Here is a 19,952-nt window from a genome sequence, read left to right as displayed (position 1 = left end):
CCCGCGCTGGCCGGATGAATTGAAGCAGGAGCCTCAGTAGCTTATGGCCAAGGTATTCGTGATCGCAAACCAGAAGGGCGGGGTAGGCAAGACCACCACCACGGTGAACCTCGCCGCCGGCCTGGCCGCGCAGGACCAGCGCGTGCTGCTGGTCGACCTGGACCCGCAGGGCAATGCCTCGATGGGTTCGGGCATCGACAAGCAGGCGCTGGAGCACAGCGTGTACCAGGTGCTGGTCGGCCTGGCCAGCATCAAGCAGGCGCGCCAGCGTTCCGAGACCGGCAGGTACGATGTGCTGCCCGCCAACCGCGAACTGGCCGGCGCGGAAGTGGAACTGGTCGAGCTGGACCAGCGCGAGCGCCGCCTCAGGCAGGCCATCGCAGAGGTCAATGACGAATATGACTTCGTGCTGATCGACTGCCCGCCGTCGCTGTCGCTGCTGACGCTGAACGGCCTGTGCGCCGCGCATGGCGTGATCGTGCCGATGCAGTGCGAGTATTTCGCGCTGGAAGGGCTGTCGGACCTGGTCAACACCATCAAGCAGGTGCATGCCAACCTGAACCGCGACCTGCAGGTGATCGGCCTGCTGCGCGTCATGTTCGATCCGCGCGTCACGCTGCAGCAGCAGGTGTCGGCGCAGCTGGAATCGCACTTCGGTGAGAAGGTCTTCAAGACCCTGATCCCGCGCAATGTGCGGCTGGCCGAGGCACCGTCCTATGGCATGCCGGGCGTCGCGTTCGATCCGTCATCGAAGGGCGCCAAGGCGTACCTGGATTTCGGCGCCGAGATGATCGCGCGCGTCAGGCAGCTGGGCTGAAGGAGAGGGCAAGCATGAGCACTGCAAAGAAAAAGGGCCTGGGCCGCGGCCTTGAAGCGTTGCTGGGCGGGCCGGCCGAAATCGTTGAATCGGTGAAGCAGGAGGGTGCGCCCACCGTGCTGCGCCTGAACCAGTTGCAGCCGGGCAAGTACCAGCCGCGCACGCGCATGGATGAAGGCGCGCTGCAGGAACTGGCCGCCAGCATCCGCGCGCAGGGCCTGATGCAGCCGATCCTGGTGCGCCGCGTGGCCGAGCCGGACCGCTATGAAATCATCGCGGGCGAGCGGCGCTTCCGCGCATCCAAGCTCGCGGGCCTGGACAAGGTGCCGGTGCTGGTGAAGGACGTGGCCGATGAAGCCGCGGCCGCGATGGCGCTGATCGAGAACATCCAGCGCGAAGACCTGAATCCGCTGGAAGAAGCGCAGGGCATCATGCGGCTGATCCGCGAGTTCAGTTTCACGCATGAGCAGGCGGCCGAGTCGGTCGGCCGTTCGCGCAGCGCGGTGTCGAACCTGCTGCGCCTGCTGAACCTGGCCGCGCCGGTGCAGACCATGCTGATGGCGGGCGACCTCGACATGGGCCACGCGCGCGCGCTGCTGGCGGTGGACGGCGCCAACCAGATCACGCTGGCCAACCAGATCGTGAACAAGCGGCTGTCGGTGCGCGAGACCGAAAAGCTGGTGGCGTCCACGCTCAAGCCGTTCGATCTGAAGTCGCTCAAGCAGAAGGGCGCCAACAACGTGCGCGACGTGGCACGGCTGGAAGAAGAACTGTCCGATGCGCTGGGCCTCGATGTGCAGATCAAGCTGGGCGCGCGCGGCAAGGGCCAGCTCACCATCCACTTCAGCGACAACGACGCGCTTGAAGGCGTGCTCGTGCGGCTGCGCGAATCGACTGAAAAGCAGAAGGTCGCCTGAGGCAGGATGCCAAGGCGCGCGTAACTTCGCGTGCGCAATTCGGTGCGATTAACGGCCATTGCGGCGATGACTGTTGCGTGTACGCTGCAGTGTCCGTTCCCGGGACCGGGATACGTACGGCGTACTCGGTAATCCCTCATCATGCGCAGGGTTCGCTGCGCAATCCAATTACGTCAAACATTATTGCTGCGCAATTTTTGTGAAGCCATCATGGCTTCGTGATGGCAACCGTTGTGCGCAACGCGCTGCAAGCTAAATGTAAGCAGATTGACGCGAATCAGTAGTTCCCCTTAAAATCGTGCGGTTTGAATTCTGGTCGGGCCGAAAAGTTCCGGCCTGGAATAAGGCGAGCAGTAGTGGTTCAAGACCGTCAGCAGCGAGGCGCCGGGTCCCGTCAGGAAGATGACTGGGACGACTGGAAAGAAGGCGCAGACCGTGAGGAAGAGGCTGTCGATCCGCTGTCGCACGCCGAGGCGGTGACGCTGTTTGGTGAGCGCGCGTTGCGCCCTTCGCGCATGACCCCGGGCAAGGTTGTCCTGGCGCAGGTGATGGTCACCCTGCTGTCGGCGCTGTGCTGGGCGCTGTTCGCGAACGAGGCCGGCCCGTATGGCTGGTCGGCGCTGTTCGGCGGCATGGTGTGCTTCGTGCCGAGCGGGTTCTTCGCGTTCCGCCTGTGGCTGGCGCGCGACCGGGCTTCGGTCGGCGGACTGGTCCTGGGCGAGGCGATCAAGGTCTTTGGCACGGCAGCTCTGCTGGTGCTGGTGGTGGTGCTGTACCGGGATCTGCGTTGGGTGCCGATGCTGGTCACGTTCCTGCTGGCGCTAAAGACATATTTGGTGGTGGCTCTGGTGATCCGCTAGGCCAGCCGCTCGAAGACGGTGCTTCATCCGGAAGTGGGGCACCAAGACGGAATATCAAGATTTGCCGTGCCGGTTTCACAGTGGTGACACCGGACACGGCCAAGGTTGGACCCCGCTTGCATTGCGGTGACCGGCGAATCCGCCGAAGGCAATGCAAGTTGCGTACCGGGCGTTGGCCAGACAGTGGCGGCGCGCGGCCCGAAGATTTCGCAATATACCGTTCGTATCGACATGTCTGATGCTACCCAAGGCGCCGAACACGCGCTGACACCCTCCGGCTATATCGCCGAACACTTGCAGAACTTGAACTCGGTCGGCGGCAAGCAAGCGTCGGTGGTCGATTTCTCCGTGCTCAACTACGACACGGTGTTCTGGTCCGTGCTGTGCGGCGCCATCGCCGTGCTGTTCCTGTACGCTGCCGCGCGCCGCGTCACCGCCGGCGTGCCGGGCCGCTTCCAGGCCTTCGTCGAGATGATCGTCGAGATGGTCGACGACCAGGCCAAGGGCATCATCCACGGCGACCGTTCGTGGATCGCGCCGCTGGCGCTGATGGTGTTCTGCTGGATCACCATGATGAACGCGATCGACCTGATCCCGGTGGACTGGGTCAACGGCCTGAATCAAGTCCTCGGCATCTTCCACCTGCACATCCCCCACCACCGCGCAGTGGCCACGGCCGACCTGAACGGCACGCTGGGCATGTCGTGCTCGGTGCTGGTGCTGATGATCTACTACAGCTTCAAGATCAAGGGCACCGGCGGCTTCATGCACGAACTGTTCTCGGCCCCGTTCGGCGCCAAGTGGTACCTGGCCCCGTTCAACCTGGTCCTGAACCTGATCGAATTCCTGGCCAAGGCCGTTTCGCTCGGCATGCGATTGTTCGGCAACATGTACGCCGGCGAACTCGTGTTCCTGCTGATCGCGCTGCTGGGTTCGATCTGGACGTTCGGCGCCGACCTGTCCGCACTGGGCTTTGTCGGCCACGTGCTGGCGGGCGCGGTATGGGCGATCTTCCACATCCTGATCGTCCTGCTCCAGGCCTTCATCTTCATGATGCTGACGCTGGTGTACATCGGCCAGGCTCACGATCACCACTGATTTTCGGTTTTTGGTTTTTTGGTTTTTTGGTTCTAAGTCTCTCTAAATTAAAGGAGTCGTCATGCAAGAATTTCTCGCCAACATCCAGGGTCTGACCGCCATCGGTATCGGCATCATCATCGGCCTGGGCGCTATCGGCGCCTGCCTGGGTATCGCCCTGATGGGTGGCAAGTACATCGAAGCCTGCGCACGTCAGCCCGAGCTGATGAACCCGCTGCAAACCAAGATGTTCCTGCTGGCTGGCCTGATCGACGCGGCATTCCTGATCGGCGTGGGCGTTGCAATGCTGTTCGCCTTCGCCAACCCGCTGCTGGCTGTCATCAAGTAATTCTTTTCGGTCTGCATGATGCTGACGGGCGGCGCGGGCCACCAGCCTGGCCGCCTTTTGTGCATTTATCTGTAGTTTGATTACCGAAAGGAACACACCATGAATCTGAACGCAACGTTTTTTGCGCAGATGGTCGTGTTCTTCATCCTGTGGTGGGTTGTTGCCAAATTCATTTGGCCGCCGCTGGTGAAGGCGCTCGACGAACGCGCAAAGAAGATCGCCGATGGCCTCGCCGCTGCCGAGAAGGGCAAGGCCGAGCTCGAACTCGCCAACAAGCGTGTGGACCAGGCTATGGCCGAAGCCCGCACCGAGGGTGCACAACGCGTCGCTGACGCCGAGAAGCGCGCCCAGCTGACGGCAGACGAGATCAAGCAAAACGCCCAGGCAGAAGCCGCACGCATCATTGCCCAGGCCAAGGCCGAAGCAGAACAGCAGGTTACCCGCGCACGCGAAGCACTGCGTGACCAGGTTGCCGTGCTGGCCGTCAAGGGTGCCGAGCAGATCCTCAAGCGTGAAGTGAACGCGCAGGTCCACACCGACCTGCTCAATCAACTCAAGGCTGAGCTCTAATCATGGCTGAAACCGCAACCATTGCCCGTCCCTACGCTGAGGCGCTGTTCCGCGTCGCCAGTGAATCGAGCGCAGGCAACCTGGGTGCATGGTCCGAGCTGGTGTCGGAGATGGGGCAGGTTGCTGCCAATCCCGACATGAAGGCGGTAGCCGGCGATCCGAACGTTCCCGGCGACAAGCTGGCCGAACTGTTCCTGTCGGTGCTGAAGTCCCCGCTGAATGACGAGGCTCGCCGCTTCGTCAAGCTGCTGGTGGATAACGGCCGCCTGACGGTGATGCCGGAAATCGCCGAGCAGTTCCATGTGCTCAAGAACGCCCGCGAAGGGTCGTCGGATGTCGAGATCACCAGCGCATTCCCGCTGGAAGGTTCGCAGTTGAACGACCTGGTCGCTGCACTCGAACGCAAGTTCGGCCGCAAGCTGTACGCGCAGGTGGCGGTGGACCCGTCCCTGATCGGCGGCGTGAGCGTCAAGGTCGGCGACGAAGTGCTCGACACCTCCGTGCGTTCGCGCCTGGCTGCCATGCAAGCCACGCTGACCGCCTGACCGCACCGGCCGACGGATTGAAGAATTAGGAGCATTGTGATGCAACTGAACCCCTCAGAAATCAGCGAGCTGATCAAGTCCCGCATCTCGGGCCTTGGCGCTGAAGCTGAAGTGCGCAATACCGGCACGGTGATCTCCGTGACCGATGGCATCTGCCGCGTGCATGGCCTGTCCGGCGTGATGCAGGGCGAGATGCTGGAATTTCCCGGCAACACCTTCGGCCTCGCGCTGAACCTCGAGCGCGACTCGGTCGGCGCCGTGGTGCTGGGTGAGTACGAACATATTTCCGAAGGCGACACGGTGAAGTGCACCGGCCGCATTCTGGAAGTGCCGGTGGGCAAGGAACTGCTGGGCCGCGTGGTCAACACGCTGGGCCAGCCGATCGACGGCAAGGGCCCGATCAACGCCAAGGAAACGGACGTGATCGAGAAGGTCGCCCCGGGCGTGATCGCGCGTCAGTCGGTGAGCCAGCCGGTGCAGACCGGCCTGAAGTCGATCGACGCGATGGTGCCGATCGGCCGTGGCCAGCGTGAGCTGATCATTGGCGACCGCCAGACCGGCAAGACCGCTGTCGCTGTCGACGCCATCATCAACCAGAAGGGCAAGGGCGTCTTCTGCGTGTACGTGGCAGTCGGCCAGAAGGCTTCGACGATCGCCAACGTGGTGCGCAAGCTGGAAGAGCACGGCGCGATGGAATACACCGTCGTCGTGGCCGCCGCCGCTTCGGACTCGGCCGCCATGCAGTACCTGGCACCGTACGCCGGCTGCACCATGGGCGAGTACTTCCGCGACCGCGGCGAAGACGCGCTGATCGTCTATGACGACCTGACCAAGCAAGCCTGGGCCTACCGCCAGGTGTCGCTGCTGCTGCGCCGCCCGCCGGGCCGCGAAGCCTACCCGGGCGACGTGTTCTACCTGCACTCGCGCCTGCTGGAGCGTGCTGCCCGCGTGAACGCCGACTACGTCGAGAAGTTCACCAACGGCGCCGTCAAGGGCAAGACCGGTTCGCTGACCGCGCTGCCGGTGATCGAAACGCAGGCCGGCGACGTGTCCGCGTTCGTGCCGACCAACGTGATCTCGATCACGGACGGCCAGATCTTCCTGGAAACCGACCTGTTCAACGCTGGTATCCGCCCCGCTATCAATGCCGGTATCTCGGTGTCGCGTGTCGGTGGTGCAGCCCAGACCAAGGTGGTGAAGAACCTGTCCGGCGGTATCCGTACCGACCTGGCCCAGTATCGTGAGCTGGCTGCGTTCGCGCAGTTCGCCTCGGACCTGGACGATGCCACCCGCAAGCAGCTCGAGCGCGGCCGCCGCGTGACCGAACTGCTCAAGCAGCCGCAATACCAGCCGCTGCAAGTGTGGCAGCTGGCCGCGTCGCTGTTCGCCGCCAACAACGGCTTCCTCGACAACGTGGAAGTGAAGGACATTCTGCCGTTCGAGAAGGGCCTGCACGACCATCTGAAGACCAAGTACGCAGATCTCATCAACCGCATCGAAGAGACCAAGCAGCTCTCGAAGGAAGATGAAGCCGCCCTGCGTGCCGCTGTCGAGGATTTCAAGAAGTCCGCCGCGTTCTAACCGCGTGATTCCACGACACCGCCGCCGCGCCTGGCTCACGCCGGCGCGGCGCTGGTTCGGATGGAGAGGAAGATATGGCCGGAACGAAAGAGATTCGAACCAAGATCAAGAGCGTGCAGAACACGCGCAAGATCACCAAGGCGATGGAGATGGTCGCCGCGTCCAAGATGCGCAAGGCGCAGGAGCGGATGCGCAGTGCCCGTCCCTACGCCGAGAAGGTGCGCAACATTGCCGCGCACCTGGCTACGGCCAACCCCGAGTTCAAGCACCCGTTCATGCAGGAACGCGAAGTCAAGCGCGTCGGCATGATCGTGGTCACGACCGACAAGGGGCTGTGCGGCGGCCTGAACACGAACGTGTTGCGTGCCGTCACCAATGAACTGAAGACCCTGCAGGGCCGCGGCGTGGACGTGCAAGCCACCGCCATCGGCACCAAGGGCATGCAGTTCCTGGGCCGCGTCGGTGCCAAGGTGATCTCGCACGTGGTGCACCTCGGTGACACCCCGCATCTGGAAAAGCTGATCGGCGCGATCAAGGTCCAGCTCGATGCCTTCACCAATGGTGAGGTCGACGCGGTGTACCTGGCGTACACCAAGTTCATCAATACGATGAAGCAGGAACCGATGGTCGAGCAGCTGCTGCCGCTCGCCGCCGACAAGCTGGTTCAGACCGAAGAAGAGAAGCGCGCCTACTCGTGGGATTACATCTACGAGCCCGACGCCCAGACCGTAGTGGAAGAGCTGCTCGTCCGCTACGTCGAGGCGCTGGTGTACCAGGCCGTGGCCGAGAACATGGCGTCCGAGCAATCGGCGCGCATGGTGGCCATGAAGGCTGCGTCCGACAACGCCAAGAACGTGATCGGCGAACTGCAACTGGTCTACAACAAGACCCGTCAGGCCGCGATTACCAAGGAACTGTCGGAAATCGTCAGCGGCGCAGCTGCGGTCTAAGGCGTCACGAATTCAAGCTATCGGAGATACGAAATGAGTATCGGAAATATTGTGCAGTGTATTGGCGCCGTGGTGGACATCGAGTTCCCCCGTGACGCAATGCCGAAGGTGTACGACGCGCTCGTGCTGGAAGACTCCGGCGACGCCTCGTTCGCCGAAAAGGGCCTGACCTTCGAAGTCCAGCAACAGCTCGGTGACGGCGTGGTGCGTACCATCGCCCTGGGCTCGTCGGACGGTCTGCGCCGCGGCATGGAAGTGAAGAGCACCGGCGCCCCGATTTCGGTGCCGGTCGGTCACGGCACGCTGGGCCGCATCATGGACGTGCTGGGTCGCCCCATCGACGAAGCCGGCCCGATCGCTTCGGACGAGCTGCGCGCGATTCACCAGAAGGCCCCGAAGTTCGACGAACTGTCGCCGTCGGTTGACCTGCTGGAAACCGGCATCAAGGTGATTGACCTGGTCTGCCCGTTCGCAAAGGGCGGCAAGGTGGGCCTGTTCGGTGGCGCCGGCGTGGGCAAGACCGTCAACATGATGGAGCTCATCAACAACATCGCCAAGCAGCACAGCGGTCTGTCGGTGTTCGCCGGCGTGGGCGAGCGTACCCGTGAAGGGAACGACTTCTACCACGAAATGAAGGACTCGAACGTGCTCGACAAGGTGGCCATGGTGTTCGGCCAGATGAACGAGCCGCCGGGCAACCGTCTGCGCGTGGCGCTGACCGGCCTGACCATGGCCGAGCGCTTCCGTGACGAAGGCCGTGACATCCTGTTCTTCGTGGACAACATCTACCGCTACACGCTGGCCGGTACCGAAGTGTCCGCACTGCTGGGCCGTATGCCTTCGGCCGTTGGCTACCAGCCGACGCTGGCTGAAGAAATGGGCAAGCTGCAGGAACGTATCACGTCGACCAAGACCGGCTCGATCACGTCGATCCAGGCCGTGTACGTGCCTGCGGATGACTTGACCGACCCGTCGCCGGCAACCACCTTCCTGCACCTGGACTCGACCGTGGTGCTGTCGCGTGACATCGCTGCGCTGGGTATCTACCCGGCAGTGGATCCGCTGGATTCGACCTCGCGCCAGCTGGACCCGCAGGTCGTCGGCACGGAACACTACGAAGTGGCCCGCCGTGTTCAGCAGACCCTGCAGCGCTACAAGGAACTGCGCGACATCATCGCGATTCTGGGCATGGACGAACTGTCGCCGGAAGACAAGCTGGCCGTGAACCGCGCCCGTAAGATCCAGCGTTTCCTGTCGCAGCCGTTCCACGTGGCGGAAGTGTTCACGGGTTCGCCGGGCAAGTACGTGCCGCTGAAGGAAACCATCCGCGGCTTCAAGATGCTGGTGGACGGCGAGTGCGATCACCTGCCCGAGCAGGCGTTCTACATGGTCGGCTCGATCGACGAAGCCTTCGAAAAGGCCAAGAAGCTCCAGTAAGCCTTGCTCGTCACTCCCGCCTGGCGGTGGGAGTGATGGCCGGCCGCCTTGCGCGTCCGGCCGTCTGAGCGAAGCGATTGGAGAAAGGATCTGATATGGCAACCATTCTTGTAGACGTCGTCAGCGCGGAAGCGTCGATCTTCTCCGGCCAGGCGAAGTTCGTTGCGCTGCCGGGCGAGTCGGGTGAGCTGGGCATTCTGCCGGGCCACACGCCGCTGATCACGCGCATCCAGCCGGGTGCGGTGCGGATCGAGAAGGAAGACGGCAGCGAAGAGTTCGTGTTCGTTGCCGGCGGCATTCTCGAAGTCCAGCCCAAGCACGTCACGGTGCTGGCCGACACCGCTATCCGCGGTGGCGACCTGGACGAAGCCAAGGCGCAGGAAGCCAAGCGTGCTGCCGAAGAGCTGATGCAGAACCAGAGCAGCGATCTGGATCTGGCACGCGCTCAGAGCGAGCTCGCCGTGGCGGCTGCCCAACTGGCTGCCATCGCCCGCCTGCGTCGTAAGAAGTAAGCAATTAGTGGCTTGTCGCGCTGTTGTTTTTCTGGCGCGACAATGAAAAAAGGCAGCCATGCGGCTGCCTTTTTCTTTGGCGTGGCGATATGCTTTTATCCCGCCTGGACAAAAAAAAGCGCGCGGGCCGGGGAGGCTCCGCGCGGACGGGAAAATCCCTTCGAGGGGTCAATTCGAAGGAACGGGTTCGGTCCAGGTCGACAATCAAGGCGCAACGGATATCCAATATCCGACCAGAGGCCGCAAAGGCCACGCGCTGCAAAGGTCTGCCTGGTGCTCCGGTCCAGCGGCGATCTGCTGGATCGGAAAATCGGGTTACTGCCAGAAACGCTTTAAAAAGGCTTTCTTCACCACACCCCTTTAAGTCTGCACAGCCTTATTTACCGGGGCGCCACACGCCGGACACCGGGTGTGTCAATGTATTGTGGGGGAAACTCCCCGGCATGGCAGTAACAAAATGTATCGTTTTGCAAGAAGTTGAAAGCTTGACGCATCAGGATCTGGCGTGTTCGGCATATTTTCACGCGTTCACGTCACGTTAGCCGATAAAACATGCCGTTGTCTTATCTTTAACGCCACGATTTCCGTGTTCGTTCCCCCACCAATCTCTGCGTGACAATTCCGGTTACGATTCAGGACGCCTGTGGCCTTCGCGTTGCGTTTTTGCATGTCCGCGGGCCCTTGTCCACCCGGAGATGCAATGCGTCCTGAAATGCAGCAAGCCATACAAGCCATGCTGGCGAGGAAGACCGTGGCCGTGGTCGGCCTGTCCGACCGCCCGGAGCGTCCAAGCCATGAGGTTGCGGAATTCCTGCAGGACCACGGCTTCCGGATCGTGCCGGTCAATCCGCGCCACGCCGGCGAGCGCATTCTGGGCGAGACCTGCCACGCCACGCTGCGCGAAGCCGCCGACGCGGCCACGGCGGCAGGCAGCCCCATCGCGTGGGTCGACATCTTCCGCCGTGCCGAGGAAACGCCGGGCGTGGTCGATGAGGCCATCGCCATTGGCGCGCAGGGGGTCTGGCTGCAGTTGGGCATCGTCAACGACCAGGCCGTGCGCCGTGCTTCTGATGCCGGCCTGCTGGCGGTGCAGGATTGCTGCAGCAAGGTCGAGCTGACGCGCCAGCTCGGGCTGGACTGATTCCCGTCAGGCGCCGCTTCTACTTTTCGCTTTCCCTTCAGCCGCCAATCATGGCCATCGATCCGCAACTGCTTGCCTATTACCGCCGCCTGGCGGGGCGCTACGCCAATGCGCCCGCGCCGGCCGACATTCCCGCGCAGCGGGCCCGTTTTGCCGAGATCGCGGCGGCGTCGCTGTTGCCGGATCCGCCAGGCATCACAGTGCAGGACCTGGAGCTTGCACTCCCCGGCCGCTCGCTGGACGCCAGGCTGTTCCGCCCGGCCGGCGAGACCGCGCCGCGGCTGGTGGTCTACTTCCACGGTGGCGGCTGGGTGATTGGCTCGCCGCAGACGCACCATACGGTTGCAGCGTTGCTCGCGGCCGACACGGGCTGCGCGGTGGCCAGCGTCGACTACCGCCTCGCTCCCGAGCACGCGTTCCCGGCTCCCTGCGACGATGCTGCCGAGGCGGTGCAGTGGTTCGCCGGGCAACGCCAGGCACTCGGGCTGGCGACCGATTTCCTGGCCGTGGCGGGCGACAGCGCCGGCGGCCACCTGGCGGCGCAGGCAGCGCAGCAGCTCAACGGCGGCGGCGCGGTGCAGGTCGATGCGCAGCTGCTGGTCTATCCGGTGACGGCACCAGTGCTCAGCACCGAAAGCTACCGCGCCTTTGCCGACGGTCCCGGCCTGACGCGTGATGAGATGGCCTGGTTCTGGACCCAGTTCATCGGCGCCGAGGCCCTGGCGCAGGGCGCCGCCCACCCCGACCCCCGCGTGCACCTGATGGCCGCGCCGCCGGTGCGCCCGCCCGCCACCGTGCTGATGGTGGCCGCGCACGACGTGCTGCGCGACGACGGCCTGGCCTATGCCGACTTCCTGGTGCGCCACGACGCCCCGGTGGTCACCATCGAGGCCAGTGGCATGACCCACGGCTTCGCACGGTTGCAGCCCGATGCCGAACGCGCGCGCGAATGGATGCGGCGTGCCGCAGCGGCCTTCGCCGGGATGATCGACGACGTCTGAGCGGCATCCAGCCGCAGCCATCCCTTAGAATGGCGGTCTTACGAGGATGACCATGACCGCACTGCAGAACGATACCTTCCTGCGCGCGCTGCGCCGCCAGCCGACCGACTACACGCCGCTGTGGCTGATGCGCCAGGCGGGCCGCTACCTGCCCGAGTACAACGCCACACGCGCCCGCGCCGGCAGCTTCCTCGGGCTGGCCAAGAACCCGGCCTACGCCACGGAAGTGACACTGCAGCCGCTGGACCGCTATCCGCTGGACGCGGCGATTCTCTTTTCCGACATCCTGACCGTGCCCGACGCGATGGGCCTGGGCCTGTCGTTCGCGCAGGGCGAGGGCCCGCGCTTTGCCCATCCGCTGCGCACCGAAGCCGACGTGCAGAAACTGGCCGTGCCGGACATGGCGTCGCTGCAGTATGTCTTTGACGCGGTAAGCGAGATCCGCCGCGCACTGGTCCAGGACGGCCGCCAGCGCGTGCCGCTGATCGGCTTCTCCGGCAGCCCCTGGACGCTGGCCTGCTACATGGTCGAAGGCGGCGGCTCGGACGACTTCCGCACGGTCAAGGCGATGATGTACGGCCGCCCGGACCTGATGCACCGCATTCTCGAGATCAACGCCCAGGCGGTGACGGCATACCTGAATGCCCAGATCGAAGCCGGCGCGCAGGCCGTGATGATTTTCGACACCTGGGGCGGGGCGCTTGCCGACGGCATGTACCAGGCATTCTCGCTGGCCTATATGCGCCGGGTGCTGGCCGGCCTGAAGCGCGAGCACGATGGCCAGCAGGTGCCCGCGATCGTCTTTACCAAGGGCGGCGGCCTGTGGCTCGAGGCGCTGGCTGACACCGGCGCCGACGCGATCGGGCTGGACTGGACCGTCAACCTGGCCGAAGCGCGCCGTCGCACCGGCGGGCGCGTGGCGCTGCAGGGCAATATCGACCCGACCGTGCTGTTCGCCCCTGAGGCCGCGATCCGCGAGCAGGTGCGCGGCGTGCTGGACAGCTATGCCGCCGCCGGGGGCAGTGATGGCCACGTGTTCAATCTGGGCCACGGCATCTCGCAGTTCACGCCGCCGGAGAACGTCTCGGTGCTGGTGGAGGAAGTGCATCGCCACAGCCGCAAGCTGCGCGCCGAGCAGAAGTGACGATGACAGTATGCGGCCGGTCTGGCTGCTGCTGCGGTGCCCTGCGCTGCAGCGCACCGGCGCGCCGCCGTACCCAGTGCTGCGGGAGCCGCGCCGCCGGACCCTGTCAAGTTAACTTTTTCGCCAGCATTCGCCAAAAAGGTGCTCGGACTTGACTGGCGGTACTTGACTTATGCACACCGATAGGTTTGCCGCAGTGCGGGACAGGGTTATTCCCTAACCTATCCGGGGGATGTTTGCAAGCCCTTGATTTTTAAGGATTTGGAAGAATTGCAAAGGAAGGCCCGATGCCGGTGGATCCCTTGTTTCGCGGGGCTTCCCGGCCAGCCAGTGCGACTTTTCAACAAAGTTATCCACAGGGGCGGTGGAATTAGTGGAAAACCAGTCATCTATCATCGACTTAGGGCCACATTTGAAGTTTTACTTTAAGTTGATGTTGCGCCGCACACTAGATTTCCACTCTTATTGCGCCAGGCGCCCGTTGCACAAAGGTTGCGCAAAGGCGGTGCACCAGGAAGGGCCGCATGGCGCCAGCTAGCGGCGCGCTTCCACTGGTCGGGGGCAGCACGGCGATGGGCGCCGTGATGCCGTCAGCCGCCGCGCAGCCAGTCATAAGGGTCGCGCTGGACACCCCCGCCGACGACTGCTTCGACTATCTCGCCACGCCAGAGGTCGCCCCGGGTGACCTGGTGGTGGTGCCGTTCGGCCGCCGCAGCATGGTCGGCGTGGCGGTGGCGTACGCCGACAGCTCCGATGTGCCCGCCGACCGGCTGCGCCCGGTGGCGCAGCGCCTGGACTGGCTGCCGCCGCTGCAGCCCGACTGGATCGGGTTGGCCGCCTTTGCCGCGCGCTACTACCAGCGCCGCCTGGGCGAAGTGATGCTGCCGGCCTTGCCGCCGGCCTTGCGCGAGCCCGAGGGCTGGCCAGGCCTGGCCCAGCGTGCCCGCACCGACGAATACCGCCTGCTGCCCGGGCATGCAGAGGCCTTGCTGGCTGCCGTGCCGCCACGCGCACGCAGCGTGCGCGCGCTGGTGCAGGCGCTGGCCGAGCGCGCCGCCGCGGCCGAGCCGCTGACGCTGGCCGACGCCCGCGTGCTGTGCGCGGCGGCACCTGCCCGGTTGGCCGAATGGCAGGCCGCCGGCTGGGTCGAGGCCAGCCGCACCGCGCGCCCCCTGCTGCCGACCGACCCCGCACAGCCGCCATCGGCCGCGCCGCCGCTGCACGACGAGCAGCGCGCCGCGGTGCAGGCGATTGCCGAGGCCGAGGGCTTCGCGCCGTTCCTGCTGCACGGGGTGACCGGCAGCGGCAAGACCGAGGTCTACCTGCATGCGATGCAGGCGCTGCTCGAACGCGATCCCCAGGCCCAGGTGCTGATGCTTGTGCCTGAAATCAACCTGACCCCGCAACTGCAGGCCCGCATCGCCGCACGCTTCCCGCACCTGCCGCTGGCGGTGCTGCACAGCGGCCTGGCTGACCAGGAGCGCAGCCTGCAGTGGCTGGCCGCGCACCGCGGCGAGGCCCGCATCGTGCTGGGCACGCGCATGGCGGTGATGGCCTCGCTGCCGGCGCTGGCGCTGATCGTGGTCGACGAGGAACACGACACTTCCTACAAGCAGCAGGAAGGGCTGCGCTACTCCGCGCGCGACCTGGCGGTGTGGCGCGCCAAGCAGCGCGGCATTGCCGTGGTGCTGGGTTCGGCCACGCCGTCGATGGAGACCTGGTGGCGGGCCGGGCAGGGCACTTACCGCAAGCTGGTGCTGCGCGAGCGCGCCCAGGCCGAAGCGACCCTGCCGACGGTGCGCCTGGTCGACCTGAACCACGAGCGCCAGCGCCAGCGCGCGCTGTTCGAAGGCTTGTCGGTGCCGCTGCTGGAAGCCATCGACGCGCGCCTGGCGCGCGGCGAGCAGAGCCTGCTGTTCCTGAACCGCCGCGGCTACGCGCCGGTGATTGCCTGTGACAGCTGCGGCTGGCTGTCGGGCTGCGCGCGCTGCTCGGCCTACCTGGTGCTGCACCGCCCCGAGCGGCGCCTGCGCTGCCACCACTGTGGCCTGGAGGCGCCGGTGCCGCACCACTGCCCGGACTGCGGCAACGTCGACATCGCGCCGCTGGGGCGCGGCACGCAGCGTATCGAAGAGGCATTGGCGACCCGCTTCCCGCAGGCCCGCATCGCCCGCATCGACGCAGATTCCACGCGCCGCAAGGGCAGCGCGCAGGCCATGTTCGACGAGGTCCATGCCGGTGAAGTCGACATCCTGGTGGGCACGCAGATGGTGGCCAAGGGGCACGACTTCCAGCGCGTGACCCTGGTCGGCATCGTCCATCCGGACGCGGCCATGTTCAGCCACGACTTCCGCGCCGCCGAGCACCTGTTCGCCTCGCTGATGCAGGTCGCCGGCCGGGCAGGGCGGGCCGGCCGGCCCGGCGAGGTGCTGATCCAGACGCGCTACCCGGACACCCCGGCATTGCAGGCGCTGACGCGCCACGACTATGATGGATTCGCGGCCAGCCAGTTGCGCGAGCGGCGCCAGGCCGGGTTGCCCCCGTTCTGCTACCAGGTGCTGGTAACTGCCGACCACGGCCAGCTGGAGCGCGCGCTGCGGTTCCTGGAAGTGGCGCGCCGGCATGCCGAAACCTGCGAGCTGGCGGCCGAGGTGCAACTGCACGATCCGGTGCCGATGTCGATGGTGCGCATCTTCAACCGGGAGCGTGCGCAGATGCTGGTTGAGGCCACCTCGCGGCCGGTGCTGCAACGCTTTGTGGCTGAGTGGGTGCAGACTTTCGCAGATGTGGGGACGGAGGCAAAAGGGGTGCGCTGGCAGCTTGAGATCGATCCGTTGCGGATCTGAGCCAGCTGGCGTGGCAGTGAAAGGTGCAACCCTGACATTAGGGTTTTCGATAGGGTTGCACTTGGTTGCACCTTGGTGATTTTCGGGAGTAAGATCGCGCCAGCTCACAGGCTGCGGCCGGTCGCGCGCCCGTGCCTGCCGGCATGGACGAGGTAGCACCGGCGGCGGCTCCAGTCTTTCGGAGAAATGCCCGCATGGCCACCACCACTCTCGGCGTCAAGCTCGACGACGCCTCGCGCGACCGCCTCAAGCGCGTTGCCCAATCCATCGACCGCACGCCGCACTGGCTGATCAAGCAGGCTATCTTCACCTACCTCGAGCAGATCGAGCGCGGCCACCTGCCGCACGAGACCGGCGCCGCCGGTAGCGCCGATGCGGATGGCGCCGACGGAGCCGAGCTGGTCCATGGCGATGCGCCGCAGCCATTCCTGGAGTTCGCCCAAAGCATCCAGCCGCAATCGGTGCTGCGTGCTGCCATTACCTCTGCCTATCGCCGCCCGGAAGCCGATTGCGTACCGGTGCTGCTGGAGCAGGCGCGCCTGCCGCAGCAGCAAGGCGAGGCCGCCATCAAGATGGCCAAGACCCTGGCCACGCGGCTGCGCGAGCAGAAGGTCGGCAGCGGCCGCGAGGGCCTGGTGCAGGGCCTGATCCAGGAATTCTCGCTGTCGTCGCAGGAAGGCGTGGCGCTGATGTGCCTGGCCGAGGCCCTGCTGCGCATCCCCGACAAGGCCACCCGCGACGCGCTGATCCGCGACAAGATCAGCGGCGCCAACTGGCAGTCGCACCTGGGCCAGAGCCCGTCGCTGTTCGTCAACGCCGCCACCTGGGGCCTGCTGCTGACCGGCAAGCTGGTCGCCACCCATACTGAATCGGGCCTGACCAAGGCGCTCACGCGCATCATCGGCAAGGGCGGTGAGCCGCTGATCCGCAAAGGCGTGGACATGGCGATGCGCCTGATGGGCGAGCAGTTCGTCACCGGCGAGACCATTTCCGAGGCGCTGGCCAACGCGCGCAAGTACGAGGCCGAAGGCTTCCGCTACTCCTACGACATGCTGGGCGAGGCCGCCATGACCGAGGCCGACGCGCAGCGCTACCTGGCCTCGTACGAGCAGGCCATCCATGCCATCGGCCAGGCCTCGCGCGGGCGCGGCATCTATGAGGGCCCGGGCATCTCGATCAAGCTGTCGGCGCTGCACCCGCGCTACAGCCGCGCGCAGCATGAGCGCGTGGTGGGCGAGCTGTACGAGCGCCTGAAGTCGCTGACGCTGCTGGCACGCCAGTACGACATCGGCATCAATATCGACGCCGAGGAAGCCGACCGCCTGGAGATCTCGCTGGACCTGCTGGAGCGTCTGTGCTTCGAGCCCGAGCTGGCCGGCTGGAACGGCATCGGCTTCGTGGTGCAGGGCTACCAGAAGCGCTGCCCGTTCGTGATCGACTACCTGATCGACCTGGCCCGCCGCAGCCGCCACCGCCTGATGATCCGCCTGGTCAAGGGCGCCTACTGGGACAGCGAGATCAAGCGCGCCCAGGTCGACGGGCTGGAGGGCTACCCGGTCTACACGCGCAAGGTCTACACCGACGTGTCGTACATCGCCTGCGCGCGCAAGCTGCTGTCGGTGCCGGACGCGATCTACCCGCAGTTCGCCACGCACAATGCGCATACGCTGTCGGCCATCTACCAGATCGCCGGCCACAGCTACTATCCCGGCCAGTATGAGTTCCAGTGCCTGCACGGCATGGGCGAGCCGCTGTACGACCAGGTGGTTGGCGCCACCGCGGACGGCAAGTTCAACCGCCCGTGCCGCATCTACGCGCCGGTCGGCACGCATGAAACGCTGCTGGCCTACCTGGTGCGCCGCCTGCTGGAGAACGGCGCCAATACCTCATTCGTGAACCGCATCGCCGACGACACCATCTCGCTGGACGAGCTGGTGGCCGACCCGGTCGCCGTGGTCGAGGCCATGCACCGCGAAGAAGGCGTGCTGGGCCTGCCGCACCCGCGCATCCCGTCGCCGCGCACGCTGTACGGCAAGAGCCGCCCCAATTCGGCCGGCATCGATCTCGCGAACGAGCATCGCCTGGCGTCGCTGTCGTCGGCGCTGCTGGCAGGCACCAGCGAGCGCTTCGTGGCCGAGCCGCTGCTCGGCGCCGAGGTACCGCGCGCAGCCGACGCCATCACCACGCCGGTGCTGAACCCGGCCGACCACCGCGATGTGGTGGGCCATGTCACCGAGGCCGGCCAGGCCGAGGTCGACGCCGCGCTGCAGGCCGCCATCAACGCTGCGCCGATCTGGCAGGCGACGCCGCCGGACGTGCGCGCGGCCGCGCTGGAGCGCGCCGCCGACCTGATGGAAGCCCAGATGCAGTCGCTGATGGGCATCATCATGCGCGAGGCCGGCAAGACTTTCTCCAACGCCATCGCCGAAGTGCGCGAAGCCGTGGACTTCCTGCGCTACTACGCCGCCGAGGTGCGCCGCAGCTTCGACAACGAGACCCACCGCCCGCTGGGCCCGGTGGTCTGCATCAGCCCGTGGAACTTCCCGCTGGCGATCTTCACCGGCCAGGTGGCCGCGGCGCTGGCCGCCGGCAACCCGGTGCTGGCCAAGCCCGCCGAGCAGACCCCGCTGATCGCCGCCGCCGCCGTGCGCCTGCTGCGCGAAGCCGGCGTTCCGGCCGGCGCGGTGCAGCTGCTGCCGGGCCGCGGCGAGACCGTGGGCGCCGCGCTGGTCGGCGATGCCCGCGTCAAGGGTGTGATGTTCACCGGCTCGACCGAAGTCGCGCGCATCCTGCAGCGCAACGTCGCCGGCCGCCTCGACGCCGCCGGCCGCCCGATCCCGCTGATCGCGGAGACCGGCGGACAGAACGCGATGATCGTCGACTCGTCGGCGCTGGCTGAACAGGTGGTGGGCGATGTCCTCAGCTCCGCTTTCGATTCGGCCGGCCAGCGCTGCTCGGCGCTGCGCGTGCTGTGCCTGCAGGAAGACGTCGCCGACCGCGTGCTGGAAATGCTCAAGGGCGCCATGCAGGAACTGAACATGGCCAACCCGGACCGGCTCTCGACCGACGTCGGCCCGGTGATCGACGACGAAGCGCGCGGCAATATCGTGCGCCATGTCGATGCCATGCGCGCCAAGGGCCGCCGTGTCCACCAGGCCGACCCCAACGCCGCGCAGGGCGCCAGCTGCCGCAACGGCACCTTCGTGCCGCCGACGCTGATCGAACTGGACAGCATCGAGGAACTCAAGCGCGAGGTGTTCGGCCCGGTGCTGCACGTGGTGCGCTTCCCGCGCGCGGCGCTGGACACCATGGTCAGCCAGATCAACGCCACCGGCTATGGCCTGACGCTGGGCATCCATACCCGCATCGACGAGACCATCTCGCACATCGTCAGCCGTGCCCATGTGGGCAACCTGTATGTCAACCGCAATATCGTTGGCGCCGTGGTGGGCGTGCAGCCCTTTGGCGGCGAAGGCCTGTCGGGCACCGGCCCGAAGGCGGGCGGCCCGCTGTACCTGCACCGCCTGCTGTCGGTCTGCCCGCAGGATGCGGTGGTACGCAGCGTGCGCGCATCGGAAGCAGGCGGCGGCGCCGAGGCGGCCACGCTGCGCGACGAGGCCGCAGCGGCCTTCCAGGCCTGGGCCAGTGCCGAGCTGCCGGCGGCAGCCGCCGCCTGCGAGCGCCTGGCCGAGGCCTCGCCCTCGGGCCTGACCGTGACGCTGCCCGGCCCCACCGGCGAGCGCAACACTTACACCCTGCTGCCGCGCGAGCACGTGCTGTGCCTGGCCACGCAGGAGGCCGACCTGGCGCTGCAGCTGGGCGCCGTGCTGACCGTCGGCGCAGACGCCGTATGGCCGGAAAACCCTGTCAGCCGGGGGCTGTTTGCGCGCCTGCCTAAGGGCGTACAATCGCGCGTCCGCATGGTGGCCGACTGGACCGCGGCGGACATCGCTATCGATGCGGTGCTGCACCACGGAGATTCCGACCAGCTGCGCACGGTGTGCGAGCAGGTGGCGGTGCGCCCCGGTCCGATCATCGGCGTGCAGGGCCTGGCGCAAGGTGAACCGAATATCGCGCTCGACCGTCTGTTGATCGAGCGCTCGCTTTCGGTCAACACCGCAGCCGCGGGCGGCAATGCCAGTTTGATGACGATCGGCTGAGGCAACCCTCGGACCTCGTCATGTCGAAGCACGCAGCGGTGGCGG

At 65.9% G+C, this 19,952-nt stretch carries 16 protein-coding genes; all 16 read left to right on the top strand.

Going from position 1 to position 19,952, the window contains the following annotated elements; genetic code table 11:
- The first annotated feature begins 43 nt into the window (after positions 1-43).
- The 16 genes from AC3WLE_RS14130 to putA all read left to right on the top strand — a co-directional run bounded on the left by AC3WLE_RS14130 (position 44) and on the right by putA (position 19,907).
- Positions 44-817 (top strand): ParA family protein, encoded by a 774-nt coding sequence (locus AC3WLE_RS14130; RefSeq protein ID WP_010811272.1) that lies wholly within the window; start codon positions 44-46, stop codon positions 815-817.
- A gap of 14 nt (positions 818-831) precedes the next feature.
- Positions 832-1,734 (top strand): ParB/RepB/Spo0J family partition protein, encoded by a 903-nt coding sequence (locus AC3WLE_RS14125; RefSeq protein ID WP_492320121.1) that lies wholly within the window; start codon positions 832-834, stop codon positions 1,732-1,734.
- A 356-nt stretch (positions 1,735-2,090) separates the two neighbouring features.
- Positions 2,091-2,594: an ATP synthase subunit I gene (locus AC3WLE_RS14120; RefSeq protein ID WP_492320120.1), complete on the top strand. Its 504-nt coding sequence runs from the start codon at positions 2,091-2,093 to the stop codon at positions 2,592-2,594.
- 231 nt (positions 2,595-2,825) lie between these two features.
- Positions 2,826-3,692 (top strand): F0F1 ATP synthase subunit A, encoded by an 867-nt coding sequence (gene atpB / locus AC3WLE_RS14115; RefSeq protein ID WP_492320119.1) that lies wholly within the window; start codon positions 2,826-2,828, stop codon positions 3,690-3,692.
- A gap of 61 nt (positions 3,693-3,753) precedes the next feature.
- Complete coding sequence (gene atpE, locus AC3WLE_RS14110; RefSeq protein ID WP_010811268.1) at positions 3,754-4,020, top strand: F0F1 ATP synthase subunit C; 267 nt, start codon at positions 3,754-3,756, stop codon at positions 4,018-4,020.
- Between the two features lie 99 nt (positions 4,021-4,119).
- The gene (locus AC3WLE_RS14105; RefSeq protein WP_010811267.1) at positions 4,120-4,590 is read left to right on the top strand and encodes a F0F1 ATP synthase subunit B; all 471 of its coding nucleotides are present in this window, start codon (positions 4,120-4,122) and stop codon (positions 4,588-4,590) included.
- A 2-nt stretch (positions 4,591-4,592) separates the two neighbouring features.
- Complete coding sequence (locus AC3WLE_RS14100) at positions 4,593-5,135, top strand: F0F1 ATP synthase subunit delta (protein WP_010811266.1); 543 nt, start codon at positions 4,593-4,595, stop codon at positions 5,133-5,135.
- A gap of 39 nt (positions 5,136-5,174) precedes the next feature.
- On the top strand, positions 5,175-6,716 hold the full coding sequence (gene atpA / locus AC3WLE_RS14095; RefSeq protein ID WP_010811265.1) for a F0F1 ATP synthase subunit alpha: 1,542 nt from the start codon (positions 5,175-5,177) through the stop codon (positions 6,714-6,716).
- 74 nt (positions 6,717-6,790) lie between these two features.
- On the top strand, positions 6,791-7,666 hold the full coding sequence (gene atpG, locus AC3WLE_RS14090) for a F0F1 ATP synthase subunit gamma (RefSeq protein ID WP_010811264.1): 876 nt from the start codon (positions 6,791-6,793) through the stop codon (positions 7,664-7,666).
- Positions 7,667-7,699: 33 nt separating this feature from the next.
- Positions 7,700-9,103, top strand: a complete 1,404-nt coding sequence (gene atpD, locus AC3WLE_RS14085; RefSeq protein WP_010811263.1) for a F0F1 ATP synthase subunit beta — start codon at positions 7,700-7,702, stop codon at positions 9,101-9,103.
- A gap of 95 nt (positions 9,104-9,198) precedes the next feature.
- On the top strand, positions 9,199-9,615 hold the full coding sequence (locus AC3WLE_RS14080; RefSeq protein WP_010811262.1) for a F0F1 ATP synthase subunit epsilon: 417 nt from the start codon (positions 9,199-9,201) through the stop codon (positions 9,613-9,615).
- Positions 9,616-10,315: 700 nt separating this feature from the next.
- The gene (locus tag AC3WLE_RS14075; protein WP_492352485.1) at positions 10,316-10,756 is read left to right on the top strand and encodes a CoA-binding protein; all 441 of its coding nucleotides are present in this window, start codon (positions 10,316-10,318) and stop codon (positions 10,754-10,756) included.
- 50 nt (positions 10,757-10,806) lie between these two features.
- On the top strand, positions 10,807-11,757 hold the full coding sequence (locus AC3WLE_RS14070) for an alpha/beta hydrolase (protein WP_492352486.1): 951 nt from the start codon (positions 10,807-10,809) through the stop codon (positions 11,755-11,757).
- A 52-nt stretch (positions 11,758-11,809) separates the two neighbouring features.
- Complete coding sequence (gene hemE, locus AC3WLE_RS14065; RefSeq protein ID WP_492320115.1) at positions 11,810-12,901, top strand: uroporphyrinogen decarboxylase; 1,092 nt, start codon at positions 11,810-11,812, stop codon at positions 12,899-12,901.
- A gap of 524 nt (positions 12,902-13,425) precedes the next feature.
- Entirely contained in the window at positions 13,426-15,747 is a 2,322-nt protein-coding gene (locus tag AC3WLE_RS14060) for a primosomal protein N' (RefSeq protein ID WP_492357109.1), read from the top strand.
- Positions 15,748-15,941: 194 nt separating this feature from the next.
- Positions 15,942-19,907: a trifunctional transcriptional regulator/proline dehydrogenase/L-glutamate gamma-semialdehyde dehydrogenase gene (putA, locus tag AC3WLE_RS14055; protein WP_492320113.1), complete on the top strand. Its 3,966-nt coding sequence runs from the start codon at positions 15,942-15,944 to the stop codon at positions 19,905-19,907.
- Positions 19,908-19,952: the final 45 nt, after the last annotated feature.

It is taken from the genome of Cupriavidus sp. FW306-1B-F12B, from assembly GCF_058781795.1.
The sequence above is the reverse complement of the archived record's forward strand: the minus strand, read 5'-3'. Positions and strand labels throughout refer to the sequence as shown.